Source organism: Bacillus sp. lyk4-R2A-2 (assembly GCF_030209735.1).
Classification (GTDB): domain Bacteria; phylum Bacillota; class Bacilli; order Bacillales; family Bacillaceae; genus Bacillus; species Bacillus pumilus.
The window spans coordinates 292,399-309,804 of record NZ_JARVRK010000006.1; the positions used below are offsets into that span (position 1 = coordinate 292,399).

Below are 17,406 nucleotides of genomic sequence, written 5' to 3' on the forward strand. Positions count from 1 at the left end.
TCGCTTTCAACTAAAAAAGCACCTGCCATGTTTCTGGCAAGTACTTCTTTTTAATCATAGCGCTTCCGCAGTGTAGATGATGGAAGATTCATTTGTTCACGATATTTCGCAATGGTTCTGCGCGACACTCGGATGCCAAAGGTTTGCTGTAGCTGCGTCATCATTTGCTGATCTGAATACGGTTTTTTCTTATTTTCCGTTTGGATCAGCTCTGCGATGTACGTCTTGACTGTGTAGCTGGACGCCTCTTCCAGCGAGGGTCCTTCTAGCTTTGCTTGGAAAAATTGCTTCATTTCCATGAGGCCATAAGGGGTTTGCACCATTTTCCCTTTCACCGTTCGACTGACTGTTGACTCATGCACTTGCAATATATCTGCGATCCGCTTCATCGTAAGCGGTTTCATTTTATGTTTCCCTGTAAGGAAAAAATCTGTCTGGTGTAAGATAATCTCACGAACGACATGGGTCATCGTTTGTTTTCTTTGCTTCAGCGCTTGGACAAGCCAATTGTACTGCTGCTCTTTTTCCTTTAGATACGCATATGCTTCATGCCGCTTTCGGTCTTGAATCATGGCGAAGTATCCTTCATTCATTTCAACGTCTGGGAAAGCGCGCTGATTCAGCTCAAATGTGATGTGGTCCTGCACGACAGTAATCGTCACATCCGGCTCTATATACACATGGTCTTCTTCGTATGAGAAATGGATGCCGGGTCTTGGTTCAAGCTGCGACACCTCATCTTGTACCGCTTGAAGTGTTTTCATGGAAATGCCTGTTTTCGCCGCGATTTCCTTCCAAGCCTTTCTTGCAAAGAGAAAGAAGTGCTCATCAATGATCAGCTCGGCTTCATACCAGCGCTCCTTTTTTCTTCTCAGCTGAAGCAGGATGCATTCTTGTAAAGATCTTGCGCCAATACCGGCAGGCTCTAGCGATTGAAGCTGATGAAGGACGGCTTCTACTTCTTCAGCTGACACCTTTAAGACAGCTGCCATCTCGTCAACCGGTTCATTTAAATAGCCATTAGAATCAATGGACTCAATCATAAAGTGAAAGATCCTTTGATTCTTTTCACTTAGATTTAAATCAATGGCTTGCTTCTTTAAATACATTTGCAGGCTTTCTTTTTGATGCGTTCGATACGGCTCTGTCATTCGATCTTGAGATTTTTTATGATAAACTGGTTGATAGCTGTCCGTGTCTTTCCGCTCAATCAGAGGGTTCTCAAGCGCTAACTGGTCAAGATACTCGCCAAGCTCAGTGCTATTCAGCTGGAGCAATGTAATGGCCTGCCTGAGTTCTGGTGTGAGCACCTGCTTTAATACCTGTTCTTGTTGCAGATTAAGGCTCATTGTCTCCCCTCCCTCTCATCATTTTACATGAAGATTGACGGACCGTATATACGAAATAGGAGTGATTCCCATGTCTGAACTTTTTTCCGTTCCATACTTTGTTGACAACTTGAAACAACACATCGCCATGAATCAAAATGAAGACAAGATTCATGCCATGAATGCCTATTACCGCTCAGTGGTGTCAACGCTTGTACAAGACCAGCTGACCAAAAATGCTGTGGTTTTGAAGCGAATTCAGCACCTTGATGAGGCGTATCAAAAGGTGAAAAAAGAAAGCGAATGAACGAAAAAGAACACCCTTTGTCACGATGGCAAAGGGTGTTTTTCATTTGCAAAAAGCTTCCGATCCAGCCTTGATTTGTACATCATCAAAAAGCCAGAACGTCCTACAGTATAGATGATAAAAGCAAACCATAATCCGTGATTGTGCCAAATAGGCGTAATTGCTGCTTGAACAACGATAAACAAGATCATCGCAAACAGCATCGAATTTCTGACAGGGGCAATTTCTGTCGCACCTGTAAATACGCCGTATATGACCAAACCGAAACAAGCGGCAAACGGATAGAGAACGAGCCAGTCTGCATAGCCTAATGTCACATCAAGAAGCCGGGGAAGATTTGTAAACAAGCCCAAGATCGGCTCTTTTAAGAGGAAATAAACCGACGCAATGACGCATGCCATGACAAGTGACCACTGCCTTGAAAGGGTTAAGGTTCTCTCATAAAGGGTGCGGTCATTTGCACCAACTGATCTGCCCACAAGGATGCTGGATGCATTGGCAAAACCATCGAACAAATAAGCCATGATGTAGTGAATTTGAAATAAGATGGCATTGGCCGCAAGCATTTCTGTTCCAAAAGAAGCACCTTTTGCTGTAAACATGTTAATCACGACAAGGAGACAAATCGTCCGAATAAACAAATCTTTATTCACATGAAACATTTTCTGCACTGCCTGTGTATCCATGATTTTCTTAATAGAAGGCATCTGGAACCCGTTTTTTGAATGCTTCATGATGATCCATGCGCCTAATACAAAGGCGGTTAATTCAGATATCAATGTCGCAGCCGCCACCCCTTTGACTGCAAACGAAAACACATGAACAAGCAGAAGGGCAAGGACCATATTCATGACATTGATCAAGATTTGTAAAGAGAGGGCTTCTTTCATTTTTGCCATTCCCATCAGCCAGCCTAATATCACATAATTCATCAAGGTAAACGGCGCACCCCAAATCCGAATATGAAAATAATCTGCTGCAAATTGCCGAACATCCGCAGAGGGAGAGATCACTAGAAAAGCAGATTGAATAATGGGCCATTGCAGGGCAATAAAACAAAGGCCGACAATGATGGCGATTAAAAAGGGTCTCAGAAAAGCAAGTACACCCTGCTCTTCACTTTGCGCCCCGTTTGCTTGAGCGGCAAAAGCAGATGTACTCACCCGCAAAAAACCAAAGAGCCAATAGAGTGTACTGAAAATGAGACTGCCAACTGCGACGCCTCCAATATACGCGGGATTGGCAAGCTGACCGACAACTGCTGTATCAACAGCTCCAAGTAATGGAGTGGTCATCGTTGAGATGGTTAAAGGAATGGCTAAAGCTAAATACGCTCGATGGTTCACGATGCCACCTGCCTTTCATGAAAAATAGCCTCTCTAAAAGAGGCATTGATGAAATGAAGATTTATCGAACCGGTCTGCCAATTGTTCGAGACAAAGGATGGTCTGCGAGCATTGCATCTCTCATCTTTTGCACCGCTTTCTCTTCTGATGAAAAGAAATCATCCTTTGATTGAAATTGAGCAACAAGTTCACCTTGATCTAATATCGCCAATTGATCACTTAAGTGATAGGCTGCCGTCATATCATGCGTAATAAATAAGTAAGCGACACCTAGTTCCTTCTTTAATTCTACTAATAAATCTAAAATGACACCCTGTGTGACCATGTCTAAGCTGCTGACGGATTCATCCAGTACGACGAGCTTTGGCTGCAGCAATAAGGCTCTTGCAATGTTGATTCTTTGCAGCTGGCCGCCGCTGAATTGATGCGGATATTTAGACAAGTCCTTTTCACTGAGCCCGACTCTTTCCAGCCAATGGATCAGCACGCTTTTGCGTTCTTTTCGGCTCATGGTTTCATAGTTTTCAAGCGGCTCGGATAAAATTTGTTCGACTGTCCACCTTGGATTTACCGCCGAGTACGAATCTTGAAACACCGCTTGCACATGCCGGCGATAATGTTTGCGTGTTCTTTGATCTGCACAATATATATCCTGCCCTTCAAAAAGGACCTGACCGGCTTTTGGCTTCTCTAGACCAAGTATGATACGGCCTAGCGTGCTTTTCCCTGCACCGCTTTGCCCCAGCAATCCGACGCACGTGCCTTCTTCAATGATTAAATTGACGCCGTTTAAGACTTGATCTGCGCCTTTTCTTCTCATCAGAAACGACCGGCTGTTGTATGAATGACTAACTGCTTTCACTTCTAATAAATGCAAGGGCCTTCTCACCTCAAATCGGGCAAACAGCTGGGATGGATGGACGAGCTGCTAATAGTTTCTTTGTATAATCATGCTTGGGGTTTTCAAAAAGCTCAAGCACTTCTGCTTTTTCAACCATTTCTCCCTGTCTCATGACAACAACCTGATCTGCCATTTCTGCAATGACGCCAAGATCGTGAGTAATGAGCAAGATGGCAGTTCCATAGTCATGACGAATTTGGTTCAGATGCTCCAGCACCAGCTTCTGCGTGTGTACATCTAAAGCAGTTGTTGGTTCATCTGCTATGAGGAGAGGCGGGTGCATACAGGCAGCCATGGCAATCATGACACGCTGCAGCATGCCGCCGCTTAGTTCAAAGGGATACTTGTTTAACAGCTTGTCTGGCTGCGGCAGATTCATCTGCGCTAACGCATCGACTGCCTTCGCTTTTGCCTGCCTTTTACTGACAGCGGTATGCCGGCGGATGGTTTCAATCAGCTGATGACCGATCGTCCATACTGGCGTAAAGCTGTTCATTGGATTTTGCATGATATATGAGATGTCCTTGCCCCGAATAGAACGCATATCCCTTTCACTCAGACCGATCAATTCTCGTCCTTGAAGTGTGATGCTACCAGTGACATCGGTTGTTTTTCGATCAAGCATATGTAAGATCGACATACTTGTCACCGTTTTCCCGCAGCCGCTCTCACCTATTAATCCAACGATTTGACCTCGCCCTACTTCAAACGATACGTCCTGAATAAGAGAGGTTGTTCCATAAGGCGTTTTCGTCTGCACATGCAGGTTCTCTATTTGTAAAATGGACTCTTGCACATTGATCATTCCTTTACACACGGCGTTTGATACCATATTTCTCTGAAAGGGCTTCTCCTAGTAAATTAAAGAGGACGACGACAGCCATGATGACAAGACCTGGATACAGCATCAACTGAGGATTTGTTTGAATATACGATTTCCCTTCATGGATCATCGCTCCCCATTCAGGCATAGGAGGCTGAACGCCTAATCCGAGAAAGGACATCGCTGAAATGTCCATAATCGCCCAGCCCATTTCAAGTGTGCCAATGACCGCGAGTGGCGGCAGGACATTTGGAATCATATGCTTTCTCATGATGTTCCAGTGGGATGTCCCGCTGATTTTCGCAGCGGCAATAAAGTTCTGTTCTTTTAAACTCAGCACCATTCCTCGGAAGACGCGAGCATAGTATACCCACTGCACAAGCATCAAGGCAAGCACTACTTGAGAAAGTCCAGGACCGAAGATGCCGACTAATCCGAGGATCAGCACCAGGTTCGGGAATGCCATGATCCCGTCGCAGATTCTCATTAAGACGTGATCGATCCAGCCGCCTTTGTAACCTGACAACAAACCAACGATTAACCCAATCAATAAAGAAGAGAGAAAGATTAATAACGCACAGCCTAGTGAAACACGTGCACCATATAAAATTCGAGATAAATTGCATCGGCCTAATTGATCTGTCCCAAGAGGATACTCCCACGAAGACCCCTTTAGCTTCATCGCTAGATTGACAGCCGCCGGATCATGTGGAGCGATCCACGGCGCACATATTGTCACAATCAGCAATAGACCAAGGAGCACCACGCAGATCGAGATCATCTTTTGATGAGAGAAGAGATATTTTCCTTTTGTCATCATGACTGGCGGCCTTCCTTTCTGGAAATACGGGGGTCAATGATCAGCTGAAGTAAGTCCACAATCAAGCTGCTCAAGATAAAGATACATGCTGCCATGAGGACATAGAATTGAATGACCGGCAGATCCCGGTTAAAGATCGCTTCAATAAAGAAACGCCCAAACCCTGGCCATGAAAAAACCGCCTCTACGATAATGGTTCCTGTCAGCAGCTTGCCAAGATTCACCCCAAGCCCTGTCAGCATTGGCGATATCGCGATTCTCAATACATGCTTGAACATGATCGACCGTTCCTTTAATCCTCTGATTCTCGCATATTGAACAAACGGCTCTTGAAGCGCCTCACTCACACTTGATCGTAATAGCCTTGTATACATCGCAATTAAAGGGACGGCCAGTGTGACCGACGGCAGAATGAGATGCTCCCATGTTCCCACCCCTTCAACCGGTAGAAGATCGAGCTTCACCGAAAAAAAGAAGATGAGCAAATACCCCAAGACAAATGTCGGGATAGATGCTCCTAAGAAAGAAATGAGCCGGCTCACATGATCAACGATGCCATTTTTCCTCATGCCGCTGAAAAAACCGAGTGGAATGCTGACACAAATTGCAATCAGTAGACTAGTCAGCGCCAATTGAATCGTCGCTGGTATTCTATAGATCACCTCATTGAGCACAGGCTGGTTGGACATATATGACTTGCCAAAATCAAGATGAATGACTTTTTCAATGGTGTGAAGATACTGCATATAAAACGGTTGGTCTAAACCAAATTCACTTCGTTTTTGCGCTAATATTTCATCCGTTGGCTGGATATGAGCCGCTGCTAAATATGCCTCAGCCGGGTCGACTGGCGAAAGGTGAATCATACCAGTCGTGAAAAGAGTGGCTAATAAAAATACAGGGATGATTGATAGCATGCGTTTGACGATATAGCGGCCCATTTCCTAACCTTCCTTCTATTACTTCAGCTTAATACCTGTGAATGGATGTTCGTCGCGATTTGCTGGGAACTCAAAGTCCTTCACATTTTTTTGATAAACGGCTGTCTTTTTAAAATAAGAGATTGGCACAATTGCCCCTTGATCCTGTAATGAAGATAAGACAGACGAATAAAGTGCTTTTCGTTTGTTTTCATTGGTTGTTGATGGAATTTCGCTCATTTCTTTGATCAGCTTGTCCTTATTTGGATAGGCTGAAATGGCTTCTTTGAATCCAAAACCATCTGATGAGACGACGTTCATAAATGTATGCGGATCATATGGCGCTCCGTAGTTGCTAAAGAAGTTCATATCAAACTTGTTGGCTTTAAAGCGCTGCACCTGCGTTGCCAGCTCCACACCTTCAAGTTTGACACCAACGCCAATGGCACCCCATTCTGCTTGAAGGGTCTCAGCCATCGCTTTTTGAATCGATTCTGCTGAATCATACATCATACTAAATTCAAGCGTTTTTCCATCTTTTTCACGAACGGTTTTTCCTTTTGGTAGTGTCCAGCCTGCTTCATCCAGCAATGCTTTCGCTTTGTCTACATCATATTGGAACGACTTCACCTTAATATCAGAAGTGTAAGGCATGTTGGTCGGCAATATGTGATCTGCTTCATCCTCTAAGCCAGAGGTGACACCTTCGACCATTGATTTCTTATTCATAGCATATTGAAGGGCATGGCGCACTTTCTCATCTGACAGCTGATCCACTTTTGTGTTCATGACAAGCTGTCTCGTTGCAACTGGCTCTGACATTTTCGTTTCGTACTTACCGCTCGCCTCTAGCTGTTTGTAGGCATCAAGGCTAATGGTTCCTTCTCCGTAAAGGACGTCTACATCACCTTTTTCAAATGCCATGACTCTCGTTTCCGCATCTGGGATGACCTTGACTTTGATTTCTTTGACCTTTGGTTTTTCTCCCCAATAATGATCATTTCGTTCGAAAATGGCATAGTCATCTTTTTGATATGTTTTTAATACCCAAGGGCCTGTCCCCACTGGTTTTTCAATTCCTTTTGACGTATCTCCGTTTTTAGGGAAGCCTGCTTCGCCTAAGAAACGAACTGGGCGGACAACGGCTAATTCTTGAACAGTTGGATAATATGGCTCTGTTAATGTGAGTTTAAACGTTTTCTTGTCTACTGCTTCTGTCTTTTTGATTTTTTTTATCACACCTAACCAGCTATGTATATCCTTGTTTTTTAAGATGGAATCAAAGTTCTTTTTCACAATGTTTGCATTAAACTCAGATCCATCTGAAAATGTCACTTTGTCTCTTAAATGGAACGTGTACACCTTTCCATCCTTTGACACATCCCATGATTTCGCTAATTCAGGTTTTAGCTTTCCATTCTTTTGATAGCTGACCAATGGCTCATAAATCATTGATTGCGCGAACAATTGTGATGGGTTGTATACGTGCGGATTCATTTCGCCAATATCTCTCGGCCAAGCCATCGTGATCATGTCAGGATGATCCTTGTTTCCATCTGCTCCATTGTTTGCTTGAGAGCAGCCTACTAATAAAAAGATAAGTAAAAATGTAAACACAGTATTTATTTTAATTTTCGGAAAAAATTGGCTCCAAATAGACATAAGATGTTCCTCCTAATTGATGCTGATAATCATTTTCATTTTAAGGAGGAACAACCCCGTTGTCAATAACATATTTAAAACGATATGACAACAAAAAATCCTAATTATTCCATTAGTTGATGAATTTGATAAAAAGAGAGGCAGGCTGCTTACAAGTGAGCAGCCTGTGAAGAGGTGAAGTTTTTTTCTCGCAGGGCATGACGAAGTGTGTCAATGATACGATCCTGTTCAACGTCTGTCATACTTGTTCCAGAGGGGAGACAAAGCCCTGTTTCAAATAACAATTCAGATACGGGAGTGCCTTTCGCCGCTGAATAAAAGGGACAATCACGAAAGAGCGGCTGCTCGTGCAGCGGCTTCCATACACGTCTTGCTTCAATCTGTTCTTCTTCTAGTGCAGCAATAATGTCCACTGGAGAGGTATTTTTATCGCGATCAATAGTCAATGTCGTCAGCCAGCGGTTGGACTTGGTGTCTTGATATTCAGGCATGAAATAAAGACCCTCTACTTTAGATAACGCCTCCTGATAACGCCTGAAAATGCGGCGCTTTTGTTCAACACGCTCGTCCAATATTTCCATCTGAGCAATCCCGACGCCTGCTAGCAGGTTGCTCATGCGATAGTTGTATCCTATCTCTTGATGCTCATAATGCATCGCGCGTTCTCTAGCCTGTGAAGCGAGAAAGCGGCAGCGTTCGATCGCTGCTTCATCATCACTCACAAGCATTCCGCCGCCTGATGTTGTAATAATTTTATTTCCATTAAACGAATAGACACCGAACCTGCCCATTGAGCCGCTTTTTTTTCCTTTATATAGAGAGCCTAACGATTCAGCCGCATCCTCAATGACTGGTACATCATATGCTTCACACAACGCCAGAATCTCGTCCATTTTTGCGCTTTGTCCATATAAATGCACGACAATGACAGCACGGGGTCTTTTTCCAAGTCGTTTTGATTCCACAAATGCCTTTTCTAAAGCAATCGGGCACATATTCCATGTATCCCTTTCAGAATCAATAAAAACGGGTGTCGCTTGTTCATATAAAATCGGATTTGCAGTTGCAACAAATGTGAGGGTGGAACAAAAGACAATGTCCCCTTTTTGAACGCCAATAAGCTTTAAGGCGAGGTGAATTGCTGCTGTTCCAGAAGATAAAGCCGCTCCTGCATCCACTCCTGCATAGCGCGCAACTGCCTGCTCAAATTCATTCACAAGAGGTCCAAGCGGTGCAATCCAGTTACTCTTAAAAGCTTCCTCTATTTTCAAATACTCTTTTCCGCTCATATGCGGTGGTGATAAGTAAATTCGTTTCCTTTCTTGCATCATTTCCCACCCTCTCGCCGATCTTTGATTTCTATTGCAGGAATGCCTACAGCGACTTTCTGATCGTGTATATCTCTTGTTACTGCGGCTCCTGCGCCAATGAGTGTCCAGCTTCCGATCGATGTCCCGGGTATCACAACAGCACCTGCTCCAATATGTGTACCCATTCGTACAGACACACAGCCAGTTAACACTGCTCCCGGTGACAGATGGACAAACGATTCCAGTATACAGTCATGCTCTACGATAGATCCTGTGTTGATAATCGCATGTTCACCGATTGCTGCATCTGCTTGAACTACTGCCCTTGCCATAACGACAGCTCCTCTTCCAATGACTGCTGATGGACTTACGACCGCCTGTGGATGGATGAGTGTGGCAAATGCCGTGTTTTCAAAGGAGAGGCGTTCCTTTACTAACTGTCTGCTCTCATTTTGTCCGATCGCAATCAGCCATTTCATATGTGGCATTGTCTCTCTCAGCTGTTGACTCATGGAGATCGGTCCATACAAGATACTGCTTTGAGTCGTCGTCTCTTCAAATTGATCATCTAATACGGCACATAATGAGTAATCGGGATGGGCAGCAATCATTTCTTGAATGACTTTGCTATGCCCGCCATCCCCAATTAAACCAATCGGTTGCTCTTTATATATCAGTTCCTTTGAATTTTTCAGCTGTGGCATGATGCGGCTGCTGCACCCCCTCTGTTTTGATGACTTTCAGCAAGGTCATCCATAAAATTTTCATATCAAGCCAAAATGATTGATGCTCGACGTACCAGAGGTCATAGGTGAATTTCTCCTCCCAGGAGATCGTGTTCCTTCCATTCACCTGTGCCCATCCAGTAATGCCAGGCTTGACAAGATGGCGCCTTGCTTGCTCCTCTGTATACATCGGCAAATACTCCATCAGAAGCGGCCTTGGTCCAACGAGACTGAGCTCTCCTTTTAGGACATTGACTAGCTGCGGCAATTCATCAAGACTGAGCTTGCGAATCAATGCGCCCGTTTTAGTTAATCGTAGATGATCTGGCAGGAGCACCCCTTGCTCGTCACGTTCATCGGTCATCGTCCGAAATTTATATAGCATAAATGGCCGGCCATACAGACCAGGCCGCTTCTGCCGAAACAACACAGGCGTCCCAATTTTCCACCGAATCAGTCCATAAAGCAGAGGAAAAAGAAGACTGCCTGCGATGAGCAGCGTCAATGCCACCATCACATCTAACATTCTTTTCATCATGAAATCTCCTTATCTCACTAGCGGGAAACAGCTTGTTTTACCTTGTGCACCAGCTGCTGCCGCTCTCGTTTTGTTCCTGCAAATTGATACAAGTAGCCCATATAGAGAAAGAAACATAGACCGCCAATACAAAACAGCTCCCACCAGGACGTCACGTCATAAATCGCTTGAATTCCTGCACAGACGCCCCAAACCATGAGCGCTCCTGCAAGTGGAACCATCGTATGTTTGTAAAAGATGGTGCGTTTCTGATTCGTGATGCGGGCCGTATAAAATGGCAGAAACACGATATTTTTGATCAATAAAACAATCGCTCCCGCTGATGCAATGCCGTATAAACCAAGCTGAAGCGTATGAGTCAATCCATAGGCAAAAAGTACATTGGATACACCTAATATGAGCGTGACCACCGCTGGAACCTTCAATCGATTAAAAGCGGTCGGCACATATGTCAGCGGTAAAAACATCAAGGTCAAGCATAAATAAGCAGCATGAATCATGAGAAGCCATTTCAGCTCTTCAAAGGCAGGTCCAAGCCATAAAAGCATGAGCGGACCGGCAAGTCCTCCTAGCAGAGCGGCCGGAAACGTGACAAATAATCCGCTCCACTTAATGGCACTGGCTGCATATTGGATGAGACCGTCTTCATCTTGATTCGAGTAAAATTTCGTAATCGTTGGGGCAAACACAACTGCCAATGTCCCTGCGAGTGTGCGTAATAATAATGGAAATTGTAATATCGCCGCATACTGTCCCGTCGCTTCCGCTCCAATGAGCAGATTGGTCATCAATAAATCAATCTGTAAGAATAGCAAAATCCCCATTTGCTCAAAAGAATGCCAGACCCCTGATCGAACAAGTGTGAGACTAGAAGATAGTGAAACGTGCCGCCACTTAAACGAAAACCAAGGAATAAGCTTTTTAAAATAATAGATACCAATTCCCATAGCCGCCAAGCTTCCTATCACAGCCGCAAGTGGAATATGCCAGATGGCGGGTGCCGTCCATGTAAACAGCAGCACAATCATCATTGCCCTCAAAAACATTTGAATGGCCTGACCAATACTTGATACATATAGCTTATTCGCATAAAACGGCGCAGCCCCAATGCCGGACATGACAAAATTGAGCATAAATAAAAGACCCCCTAATATAAAGGCGGTCTGTGTGTCTTTTGCGAGATAAATAGGCACATGAAGCCACTCTACCAGCTGGCGGGACATGAATAGACAAAACAGAAAAAGGCTAATCGATAAAAAAATGGAACTGACGAAATAAGATGAGAGATAGCGCTGCGCCTTCTCCATTTCCCCTTTATGAGCCGCCACAGAAAAAAAGCGCACCACCACAGCACTTAATGACGCCGTAATAACCGATAAATAGTTGATCATATTTTGCGTCAGATGGATTAAGCCGAATGCTTCGACTCCAAGTGTATGAACGATGTACGGTGTTAAACAAACAGACATAAGCATCATCAAGACAAACGTCATGATGTTTGCACTGGCATTGTAAAGAAACGCTCGATTCATTTTGATTTCACGCAGCGTGTAAAAGCCTTCATCCAGCTTCCTCTCCCTTTTGTCCGCTCGTTTTCATCAGCTGATGAATCGCCTCTTTCACAGACGCCCCATTCGGTTCTTTCAATAGCATCAAAAACGGAAGATGAGCCACCCATTCATACCCTTCCATCACCTTATGATCAAACGACCTGAGGACAACACACGGTGTTTGCGTAATCGCACAAAAAATCATACCGTGAAGCCGGTCTGTCACGACCACCTGCGCCTTACTTAACTCTGTCCATAAGGCAGATAATTCATCTAAGCGAGTCGTTCGATCCACTCGTTTGCCAATTGTCGTTGTGATCAAATCGACTTGATCATACGTCTCTTGAATTTGCTGCTTTAGCTGCCGCCGCTCCTTTTCGGTGAGGTACGCTTCCTTATCCTCTCGCAAACAAAGTAAAACCCCTTCACGTTTTTGTTCCTTGGTTGATTCATCTAATGTCAGCACCATATCAGGCTGTTTCCACACATCTTGATCAGGGAAGTGCTGCTTCATCCAAGTGTAGGTTGTTTGATCTCTTGCCATGAGAAGCAGCCTCGGATGGTGTTTGTATGTTTGAATAGCGCGGCGTTCCTCTCTTTTTCCTCTCTTTGTTTCTGTAAAATGGGCAGTGGCCGGCAGTTGAATCACCGGATAGGACTTGAAGGTTTTCATGATAAATTGTCTCGTCCATTCTTCATAACGGTATAAGTCCCCCATATTGCCCCCACCGATGATACAGACGATGTCTTCCGGGTGCCGCATACGCTTTAACGGACGGGCGAGGCGATAGATCTCTTTCATGTCCACTTCCATGATGTCATAGGCGGGAAAGTGCTCTTTTAAAAAACAATAACTCGCATAGGCAATCGCATGATCCCCCAAATTATCATGTCCTGGCAGCAGCGTGAGAATGATTTTCTTCTGATGACTCCGCTCTGGCAGGCTTTGGCGGCTCAGTCGATATTCAAGCGGATATTTAACCTTTAAGAGCAGCCACTCTGCGGCGTGCGCCTTCAATTGCTGCAATGTCAATCTCATCACCCCTATTTCCTTGTTTGATATTCGATCCATTTTTGATAGCTAGAAGCGGCGGCAGAAAGCGGATAGACCAGCCGGCACTTCGCAAGGAATAAAATCATTCGCTTTCGCGCGGTGAGCTTCGATGGTTCCACTTGTTTGACGGCATGCTGAAAAGCCTCGTGTGTCACCATTTCCCGCATATGATCAAGCTTTTCCCGAAGAGAGAGTGCATTTTGGCTCTTCCATTCGTTGAGCATACAATGAAGGGTGTGATTGACAATAAAAAAATCAAGTGCCTTCTCATACAGAGAGATGTCATCATATTCTGTCAAAAACAAGCGCTGTGCATGATAAAAGGTTAGTCCATGATGAAAATACTGCTTCTGATATCGCTGCACAATAGAAGATAGATGAACACGGTAGTAATAAAGTGGTTCATGAACAAAGGCAATACTGCGTGATAAAGAAAAACAGCGCAGCGTCACATATTGATCTTCTATGTTCTCAAGTTCTCCCCGCAACGGAAATCGAATGTCGTGTTCTTCGATAAAGGCACGCCGATACAGCTTATTCCATGAGAACCCCGTAATGTCTCCGTGCAATAACGCTTCAATTAAAATCGTTTTTTCCGCCGACCGCTCGGCTAACAGCGTCGTTGGTATGGTTCGCTTTGACTGTTCAAATTGAATCCAGTACTCACTGATCACTAAATCTGCGCCGGTCATTTCAGCTTTTTCATGCAAGGCTTCGCAGTAATGAGGCGCGAGAATATCATCTGAATCAATAAAGGCAATATACGTGCCCTTTGCTTCTTCGATACCCCGGTTTCTCACAGCGCCTAGCCCTTGATTGGTTTGATGAATGACCCGAAACCGCTGATCTTGCGCAGCAAATGCTTCAAGATATTCTCCGCTGTGATCTGTAGATCCATCATTCACGAGAATAACCTCTATATCTGAAAAACTTTGATCTGCAATTGATTGAAGGCATTGCTCCACATACTGACTCGTATTGTAGACTGCGACCAATAGACTGATAGCTGGCATTACAACATGCCCCACCTTTCTCAAAATCTACTTTGTAAATATCGTCCTGTACGGTAACACAGATGAATCGAACGGCATCAGCATGATGCTGTACAGAATATAGCAAACAGCAATCCCTACATAGATAAAAACATTAGACCGCTGATCAAAAATACGTGTGAAATACGGCAGTAAAATAAGCTGATACAAGCCAAAATAAATATGAAATCTTGCATAAATGACATCCTTGGTGGCAAGGATGCCAAACAAGAAACCGAGCAAACAAAAGTTCACAACGTAATCACTCTCAGGCGTCAGCTCACGAAGCCGTTTTCGATAAAAGAACGCAAGCAAAAGCGGCAAAATCAATACACCGATTTTTGTCACATTCATTCCATTTGTATTCGTTGTGAGCCATTCCTCGTAATGCCCATATGAACTGCCTTGCAGCATTACGACAAACACAGAAATAAAGCGGTCATAAAGAGCGGTTAACCCTAAGAAAATCATGCATAAGACCAGCATCATCCAAGACCACGATTTTGTTCTCACGATAAAATACACAGGAATCATGATGAGAGCCGATGAATGAAACAATGAACATACGAGGACGAGCGGAAAATACAATTTCCACTGACCATTGATCACAAGACGGATGGCATAAAAAAGAACCGCCGCCACCATATACTGACGCATGCCATTAAACGAAGCGTAATAATGAAAGGTGCCGAGAAAAAGCAGCATACTCAGCTCAAAGGGACGACCATATTGAATGAGCGTCTTGATGATAAAAAAATAAGTGATCGCCCCAACCGAGATATACATGATTTGCGGATCATGGGACAGTTGATTGAGCATCCATAAAATAAACGTAAATCCTGGGTCAGTGGCCGCCTTGTCCACACCAAATCCGAATATGTGCCAAGGTTTTTCATAATTGATGGAGAACTCATACATCTGTCCATATGTGACAAAATCGGTTCCTACTTTGTACCGAATACCAGCGACAATACAAAGAAACAAAAACGGAAATAACACGAGAATCTTGTTAGGCCGCCATCCGCTTTGAATGGTATCATCACGCCTGCCGTAAAATGCGGCAAAGCTCGACCATAAATAGACCATGATCATGTTCACCAAATATACCGCCATCTGCCATTCCTTCCTTACAGTCCATATCCTTTCATCACACGTGTGATGTTCTGTTTGACATCAAATCCTCTTTGTTCAAGCTGGTACGTAATGGTCTCTTGAAGAGGAGGCTCTGCATGATACGCTTCAAGTACCGCCTTCATCCATTCATGCGCGGAATCCCGCAGCGACATTCTTTTCACAAGACCGCAGCCTAAATCTACTTCCTCTGTAATATGATCTGAAATCACACAAGGCAATCCAGATGCCTGTGCTTCCACTAAAACGAGTGGAAGGCCTTCAAACAAGGAAGGCATCACAAATACATCAAATGCTTTCATATAGTCTGGAACGTCCGATACAACGCCTGTAAAGACAATGTTGTCTAACAAACCGGCCTTTTCCGCATATGATTCAACCACCTGCCTCAGCGGTCCATCCCCTACAAGGACAAGCTGAAATGAGACCCCCTGCTTCTTTAAGGTCTGTGCCAATTCCATAAAAAAAACGTGATTTTTTTGTTCATGAAAACGACCAATATGACCTATCACCATACTCTTTTCCTGAAGACCAAGCTGCTTTTTGATCTTCACCTTTTCTTCTGGATCAGGCTGAAAGAAAAGGGATAAATCAATCCCATTCGGCAGCACCTCAACCTGTCCATTCTTCATTTTTTTCTGCCCAAATAAAAAGGAGCCGGCATCCTCACCGCATGCAACAAGCTTTGTAGAAAATGCAAAAATCAGCCGGCGAAACCCTTTGAGCATCAAATGGTCTACCCAATTTGGCGACTGTTTCCAAGCTGTATTATGCGAATGACAAATCCGCACCTTTACACCCGCCAATTTCGCAGCAAGGGCAGAGAAGCCTGTTTGAAAATCTGTATGTGCATGCACTGCTTGATACGGTCCTGTTCGTTTGATCGTCTTTGTCAATGTTCTGACAAATGCCAAAGGAGAGGATGCCCCAATACTCGGGACGTAAAAGATACGTCCTCCGAGCCTCTGAATTTCCTCATCATAATCACAGACATCCTTCCGGTGGGTAATAAAGTCAAATTGGAGGACATTTCTATCGAGTGCACGATAGATGTTCATGATCATCGTTTCAGCTCCGCCGCGGTTCATCCCGCCCACAATATGAAGTACACGCTTTGGCTCACTCATCCCGAATCGTCCTCCTTTTCAACAAAGGCGCCTCCAGCTTCCGCTGGTGATAAAATTTCATGATCTTCGGTGATAAACAGGCGCGGATCACCGGCTTTAGCGCAAACAAATAATGAACCGGCGACAATTTTAATAACCAGCATGCTTTCAAAACGAGCCAAGCATTGTCTATCGAATATTGAAACTTACGACGCTGAAAAGCCGCTTCATCCTCTCTCACAAGGTATAACGGCTCTTGTAAATTAAAGCCTTTTCTCCCCGTAACAAAAAAACGGATCCACAGATCAATATCTTCCATCCGCCTCGTTGTTTTCACAGAGCGATATCCATTTAAAGCCTTGTACGCAGCAGCCCTCATCATAATGGTTCCATGACAAAAAGGCGTCCCTCTTGCCAGCACTTTTCGATCAGGCTCTGAAATCAGTGCACGTACACCTTTTGTACCCGATTCATCAAACACGGTCATCGCCGTCCCGACCACATCATATTCAGGATGTGATTCAAGGAAATGCACCTGTTTTTCTAAACGATCAGGTACTGATATATCGTCGCCATCCTGCCTTGCAATCAAGTCTCCCCTCGCTTCAGCTAGACAGCGATTCAGACTGGCAGCGAGCCTTTGATTATGCTCATTGCGGATAAGGCGAATTCTTTCAGGTTCTCGTTTTGTATAGGACAGCACTTTTTCATAGGTGCCGTCTGTTGATGCGTCATCACATATGATGAACTCCCAATTATCATATGTTTGATGAAGAATGGATTCAATACTTTCTTCTACTGTGTCTTGGCAATTGTAGACGCCCATGATGATAGACACCTTTGGCTTATGCATG

The 17,406-nt window shown here is 44.3% G+C and carries 17 protein-coding genes; 1 reads left to right on the forward strand and 16 read right to left on the reverse strand.

Annotated elements, in window-relative coordinates; translation table 11 throughout:
- Nucleotides 1-50: 50 nt before the first annotated feature.
- Nucleotides 51-1,349 (reverse strand): RNA polymerase factor sigma-54, encoded by a 1,299-nt coding sequence (gene rpoN / locus QRN39_RS12430; protein ID WP_113387377.1) that lies wholly within the window; start codon nucleotides 1,347-1,349, stop codon nucleotides 51-53.
- Between the two features lie 70 nt (nucleotides 1,350-1,419).
- Between rpoN and yvfG the strand changes: the two genes are divergently transcribed.
- Entirely contained in the window at nucleotides 1,420-1,635 is a 216-nt protein-coding gene (gene yvfG / locus QRN39_RS12435; protein ID WP_003213121.1) for a protein YvfG, read from the forward strand.
- Nucleotides 1,636-1,655: 20 nt separating this feature from the next.
- Here the strand turns inward: yvfG and QRN39_RS12440 are convergent, their stop codons facing one another.
- From QRN39_RS12440 to epsE, 15 genes are all read right to left on the reverse strand, one after another.
- Nucleotides 1,656-2,981: an MATE family efflux transporter gene (locus QRN39_RS12440; RefSeq protein WP_284907349.1), complete on the reverse strand. Its 1,326-nt coding sequence runs from the start codon at nucleotides 2,979-2,981 to the stop codon at nucleotides 1,656-1,658.
- A gap of 61 nt (nucleotides 2,982-3,042) precedes the next feature.
- A complete protein-coding gene (locus tag QRN39_RS12445; protein ID WP_284907350.1) occupies nucleotides 3,043-3,858 on the reverse strand; it encodes an ABC transporter ATP-binding protein in 816 nt (271 codons plus the stop codon).
- A 13-nt stretch (nucleotides 3,859-3,871) separates the two neighbouring features.
- The gene (locus tag QRN39_RS12450) at nucleotides 3,872-4,687 is read right to left on the reverse strand and encodes an ABC transporter ATP-binding protein (protein ID WP_199852785.1); all 816 of its coding nucleotides are present in this window, start codon (nucleotides 4,685-4,687) and stop codon (nucleotides 3,872-3,874) included.
- 4 nt (nucleotides 4,688-4,691) lie between these two features.
- Nucleotides 4,692-5,525, reverse strand: a complete 834-nt coding sequence (gene nikC, locus QRN39_RS12455; protein ID WP_216888895.1) for a nickel ABC transporter permease subunit NikC — start codon at nucleotides 5,523-5,525, stop codon at nucleotides 4,692-4,694.
- A complete protein-coding gene (nikB, locus tag QRN39_RS12460) occupies nucleotides 5,522-6,466 on the reverse strand; it encodes a nickel ABC transporter permease subunit NikB (protein WP_050944215.1) in 945 nt (314 codons plus the stop codon). The genes nikC and nikB overlap by 4 nt, the downstream gene beginning before the upstream one ends.
- 18 nt (nucleotides 6,467-6,484) lie before the next feature.
- Nucleotides 6,485-8,107 carry a nickel ABC transporter substrate-binding protein gene (gene nikA, locus QRN39_RS12465; protein ID WP_050944217.1) on the reverse strand — a complete coding sequence of 541 codons (1,623 nt, stop codon included), beginning with the start codon at nucleotides 8,105-8,107 and terminating at the stop codon, nucleotides 6,485-6,487.
- A gap of 149 nt (nucleotides 8,108-8,256) precedes the next feature.
- Nucleotides 8,257-9,435, reverse strand: coding sequence for an aminotransferase class I/II-fold pyridoxal phosphate-dependent enzyme (locus QRN39_RS12470; protein WP_226805374.1), 1,179 nt, complete (start codon nucleotides 9,433-9,435; stop codon nucleotides 8,257-8,259).
- Entirely contained in the window at nucleotides 9,435-10,121 is a 687-nt protein-coding gene (locus QRN39_RS12475) for an acetyltransferase (protein WP_050944219.1), read from the reverse strand. The genes QRN39_RS12470 and QRN39_RS12475 overlap by 1 nt, the downstream gene beginning before the upstream one ends.
- Nucleotides 10,084-10,677, reverse strand: a complete 594-nt coding sequence (locus QRN39_RS12480) for a sugar transferase (protein WP_284907351.1) — start codon at nucleotides 10,675-10,677, stop codon at nucleotides 10,084-10,086. The genes QRN39_RS12475 and QRN39_RS12480 overlap by 38 nt, the downstream gene beginning before the upstream one ends.
- A gap of 20 nt (nucleotides 10,678-10,697) precedes the next feature.
- A complete protein-coding gene (locus tag QRN39_RS12485) occupies nucleotides 10,698-12,212 on the reverse strand; it encodes an MATE family efflux transporter (protein WP_284907352.1) in 1,515 nt (504 codons plus the stop codon).
- A gap of 28 nt (nucleotides 12,213-12,240) precedes the next feature.
- The gene (locus QRN39_RS12490) at nucleotides 12,241-13,269 is read right to left on the reverse strand and encodes a polysaccharide pyruvyl transferase family protein (RefSeq protein ID WP_284907353.1); all 1,029 of its coding nucleotides are present in this window, start codon (nucleotides 13,267-13,269) and stop codon (nucleotides 12,241-12,243) included.
- Between the two features lie 5 nt (nucleotides 13,270-13,274).
- Complete coding sequence (locus QRN39_RS12495; protein ID WP_106029347.1) at nucleotides 13,275-14,297, reverse strand: glycosyltransferase family 2 protein; 1,023 nt, start codon at nucleotides 14,295-14,297, stop codon at nucleotides 13,275-13,277.
- 27 nt (nucleotides 14,298-14,324) lie between these two features.
- Entirely contained in the window at nucleotides 14,325-15,428 is a 1,104-nt protein-coding gene (locus QRN39_RS12500; protein WP_003213102.1) for an EpsG family protein, read from the reverse strand.
- Nucleotides 15,429-15,442: 14 nt separating this feature from the next.
- Nucleotides 15,443-16,573, reverse strand: a complete 1,131-nt coding sequence (locus tag QRN39_RS12505) for a glycosyltransferase family 1 protein (RefSeq protein ID WP_268459233.1) — start codon at nucleotides 16,571-16,573, stop codon at nucleotides 15,443-15,445.
- Nucleotides 16,566-17,405, reverse strand: coding sequence for a glycosyltransferase EpsE (gene epsE / locus QRN39_RS12510; RefSeq protein WP_284907354.1), 840 nt, complete (start codon nucleotides 17,403-17,405; stop codon nucleotides 16,566-16,568). Before epsE ends, QRN39_RS12505 begins: the two co-directional genes overlap by 8 nt.
- Nucleotide 17,406: the final 1 nt, after the last annotated feature.